Origin of the sequence: Brevundimonas sp., from assembly GCF_036659295.1 — a bacterium.
GTDB lineage: Bacteria > Pseudomonadota > Alphaproteobacteria > Caulobacterales > Caulobacteraceae > Brevundimonas.
This window is the reverse complement of sequence record NZ_JAVXCU010000132.1, coordinates 1-4331: the sequence shown is the minus strand read 5'-3', so window position 1 is coordinate 4331 and position 4331 is coordinate 1. Positions and strand designations below refer to the sequence as shown.

3 protein-coding genes are annotated in these 4331 nt (G+C 59.0%); 2 read left to right on the top strand and 1 reads right to left on the bottom strand.

All coding sequences use genetic code 11. From position 1 onward, the window contains the following. Positions 1-210 precede the first annotated feature (210 nt). On the top strand, positions 211-1254 hold the full coding sequence (locus tag RSB01_RS13645) for a DUF3089 domain-containing protein (RefSeq protein ID WP_332591739.1): 1044 nt from the start codon (positions 211-213) through the stop codon (positions 1252-1254). A gap of 46 nt (positions 1255-1300) precedes the next feature. Next, positions 1301-3502 carry a DNA topoisomerase IV subunit A gene (gene parC, locus RSB01_RS13640; protein ID WP_332625690.1) on the top strand — a complete coding sequence of 734 codons (2202 nt, stop codon included), beginning with the start codon at positions 1301-1303 and terminating at the stop codon, positions 3500-3502. Between the two features lie 29 nt (positions 3503-3531). On the opposite strand, the gene RSB01_RS13635 is transcribed toward parC, so the two are convergent. After that, positions 3532-4269 (bottom strand): arginyltransferase, encoded by a 738-nt coding sequence (locus tag RSB01_RS13635; RefSeq protein ID WP_332591737.1) that lies wholly within the window; start codon positions 4267-4269, stop codon positions 3532-3534. Between the last annotated feature and the right edge of the window lie 62 nt (positions 4270-4331).

The following is a 4331-nucleotide window of genomic DNA, read 5'->3' as shown; positions in this document are numbered from 1 at the left end:
CCAGTATTTCACCGAGGCCAGCATGGATCGCTTGCGGGCTCTGGGCTACGATGGCCAGCAGACGCCGCTTGAAGAAGGCGTGCGTCGCTATGTGCAGAACTATCTGGCTACCGGGGATTCCTATCGGTGATAAAATCGCACCTACGCTTGAAGCTCTGGATTAGGCTAGCACTATTTGTGTTTGTTTTTGTGGTTCTTTTAGCATTGGTTGTGTGGCGCGGTGATATTGTGCGGGCAGCGCTGGACCCCCAGATACCGTTCCAGACCTATACCCCGCCCGAAGCGCCCGATTATGCCCGTGCCGATGCCTGGGCATTGCGCGATGTGAAGATTGCGGGCGCGGAAGATGCGGCGGTGTTCTTCGTGCACTCCACCACGTTCGATGGCGGGCACGAATGGAATGGCGAGATTGGCGATGAAAAAGCCGATGCCTATCTGGAGCGTATAGTCCTGCCGAATTTTGCAGGGCCATTTGCCATGGCTGGTTCGGTCAGTGTGCCGAAATACCGTCAGGGTAGCCTGTATAGCCGCCTGACCCTGCGCGACGATGCACGCGAGGCGAGGGCCTTTGCCTATCGTGATGTCGAGGCCGCATTCGATCACTGGATCGCGCGCCACCCGCAAGGACCGATTGTTCTGGTCGGGGTTGAGCAGGGCGCAGAGCTGCTAGCGCGTCTGTTGCGCGACCGCGTGGCCAAGGATGCGGGCCTTAAGGATCGTCTGGTCGCAGCCTATATGATGGATGTCATGATCCCGCGTGATGCCATTGACCTGCCGGTCTGTTCGCGACGCGACCAGAGCGGATGCCTAGTGGCGTGGTCGATGGTGGACGAAGGCAAGACCGGGGCGATCCCCCGCAGACAGCGCCGTGCGCTTTTCTGGGATGAGCGCGGGCAACTGGTCGAGTCCGGACACCGTCCTATCATCTGCGTCAATCCCGTCAGTGGCTCCTCGAATGAAGACAAGACCGAGGCGCGCCGCCATTTGGGGGCGGCCAATGCGGCCGGTCTGGAATGGGGTGTACGTCCGGCATTCATTGACCGCGTCGTCGAGGCCCAGTGTCGAGAAGGCTTCTTGCGCAATACGCCGCTGAACACGGAGTCCTTCCGCGAGAACCGCTCATGGACCGATCGCCGCAAGGCCAAGCCCTATAATCTGTTCTATGCCGATACGATGGCCGATGTTCAGGCCCGCCTAAAGGCCTGGCATGAAAAGAAAGCCCCCACTTTTTCTGCTTCGCCCCCAAGCGCGTGACACAGTGGGCTAGACTTCTTCCTCCTGATCCTCGATTCGATTTCGTATGACCGTCCATACCAATCCGCCGCAAGGCGGCCGCATCGTTGAAGAGCCGATGGCCGAGGCGCTGTCGCGCCGCTATCTGGCCTACGCGCTTTCGACGATTACCAACCGTGCGCTTCCCGATGTGCGAGACGGCTTCAAGCCGGTCCACCGCCGCATCATGTATGCCATGCACCAGATGCGTCTGAACCCGCAGTCTGCGGCGCGTAAATGCGCCAAGGTGGTGGGTGAGGTCATGGGTGGCTATCACCCGCACGGCGATGCCTCGATCTATGAAGCGCTGGTGCGTCTGGCGCAGGATTTCGCCCAGCGTTATCCGCTGGTCGACGGTCAAGGCAATTTCGGTAATATCGACGGCGATAGCGCCGCCGCCATGCGTTACACTGAATGCAAGCTAACGCCTGCGGCGGTCTTGCTGCTGGAAGGTATCGATCAGGACTCGGTCGATTTTCGACCGACCTATGACGATCAGGACGAAGAGCCGATGGTTCTTCCGGCGGGTTTCCCCAACCTGCTAGCCAATGGTTCGTCGGGCATTGCGGTGGGTATGGCCACCTCGATCCCGCCGCACAATGTGGGCGAACTGATCGACGCATGCCAATTGTTGATCGACAGGCCTGAAGCCACGACCGCCGATCTGGTGCAGATCGTACCGGGGCCGGACTTCCCGACGGGTGGCGTTTCGGTCGAGGGGCAAGCCTCTATTCTTGAAGCCTATGAAACGGGTCGCGGCGGTGTGCGCCTGCGGGCCCAATGGGTGAAGGAAGAACTGGAACGCGGCACCTGGCGGGTGGTGATTACCGAGGTTCCCTATCAGGTTCAGAAGTCCAAGTTGATCGAACAACTGGCGGACCTGATCGAGAACAAGAAGGCACCCTTGTTGGGCGATGTGCGCGATGAATCGGCGGAGGATATCCGCCTGATCCTCGAGCCGAAGTCGCGCACCATCGAGCCTGAAATGCTGATGGAAAGCCTGTTCAAGCTTTCCGATCTGGAAGTGCGTTTCCCTATCAATATGAATGTGCTGGATGCGTCGGGTACACCGCGTGTCATGGGCTTGAAGGAATGCCTGCGGGCCTTCCTTGACCATCGCCGTGTGGTGCTGAACCGCCGCTCGCAGTGGCGCATTGCCCGTATTGAAAAGCGCATGCACCTGCTGGAAGGGCTGCGGCTTGTATTCCTGAACTTGGATGAGGCGATCCGCATCATCCGCGAGGAAGAGCAGCCCAAGGCGGCCCTGATCGCGCACTTCAAGCTGACGGAGCTTCAGGCCGATTTCATTCTCGATACGCGCCTGCGTCAGCTGGCTCGTCTCGAAGAGATGGTCATTCAGGAAGAATACGACAAACTGGCCGCTGAACTGGCGGGCCTTCAGGCTCTGACCTCGTCGGAAGCCAAGCAGTGGAAGGCCATTGGCAAAGAATTGCAGGCTGTCCGCAAGGCGCTGTTGTCGCCGCGCCGTACAATCATTGCTGATGCTGTAGATTCCTCAGCCTTTGTCGCCCCCGAGGCCTTTATTCCTCGCGAGGCCATCACCGTTATCCTGTCGGATCGCGGCTGGATCCGCGCGGCCAAGGGCAAGGTCGATGATCCGTCCGAACTGAAGTTCAAGGAAGGTGACAAGCTGGCCTATCTGGTTCCGGCCTATACCACCGACAAACTGCTGATCGGGGCATCGGATGGCCGTATCTTCACCATTGGTGCGGACAAGCTGGCATCAGGTCGCGGGCATGGTGAACCCTTGCGTTTGATGATCGATCTTGATGAAAAGGCCGATATTATCAATGTATTGGCGCACGAACCTAATGCGAAGCTGTTAGTCGCGTCGGCGGCGGGTTATGGCTTTGTCGCCCCCGAGAACGACCTGTTGGCACAAAAACGTGGCGGCAAACAGGTTCTGAACGGTGACATGAAGATCATGATGCGGGTCACTGGCGATCACATCGTGACCATTGGTGATAACATCAAGAGCCTGATCTTCCCGATTGCAGAACTGCCGGAAATGGGCCGCGGCAAGGGTGTGAGGTTGCAGAACTTCAAGCAGGGCGGTCTGGCCGATGTGTCTGTGTTCAACGCAGAAACCGGCCCTGAATGGGTCGATGGCGGTGGCCGCAAGCGCAAGTGGGATGACTGGCGCGACTGGCTGGGCAAACGTGCCGGTGCGGGACGTCAGGGACCGCGCGGAATGCGTAAATTCAGGTAATGCGGAAAAGGGGGCGAAAGCCCCCTTTTTTACGGCTGTATCGGCTGCCAGCCAAACAGGGTCAGCCCCTCAAGCGGCTGATACTGCGATTTATAGTCCATGGTCGGCGAGCCCTGCACCCAATAGCCCAGATAGACATAGGGCAGGTTGATGGTGCGTGCCTGATGCAGGTGGTCCAGCACCGCATAGCGCCCCAGACTGCGGTTCGGCATTTCTGGATCAAAAGCGCTGTAAACCAGTGACAGGCCGTCATTCAAAAGATCGGCCAGTGTAAAGCCGACCAGCTTGCCGCGCTTCTCAGTACCGCTGCGCAACCGGTATTCGACGATATGGGTGCGGACCGTACTGTCCTCGACCATCGTCATGAAATCGCTGCCGTTCATCTCGTTCATGCCGCCATCGGGGTGGCGGGCCGCCAGATAGGTTTTCAGCAGGTCGTATTGTTCGTCGGTGGCGACGGGATCGACCGCATAGCGGTCCAGATCAGCATTGCGGGCGATGATCTTGCGATTGGTACGGTTGGCGACAAAGCGGTCCACGGGGATGCGGACCGAGACACAGGCCGCGCATTGCTCGCAGGCCGGACGATAGGCGATGTTCTGGCTGCGACGGAAACCGGCATGGGACAGCGCATCATTTACACTGGCCGCATCGGCGAACGGCAGGTGGGTAAAGACTTTGCGTTCCTGCTTGCCCTTCAGATAGGGGCAGGGCGCTTCGGCCGTTACAAAGAACTGCAGCTGTCGTGTGGGGACGTGTTCGGTCATGCCGCCAAATCCTTTTGGCGTTCAAGCGGAACGGGACCACTGGGGCAGGCCATAATCATAGG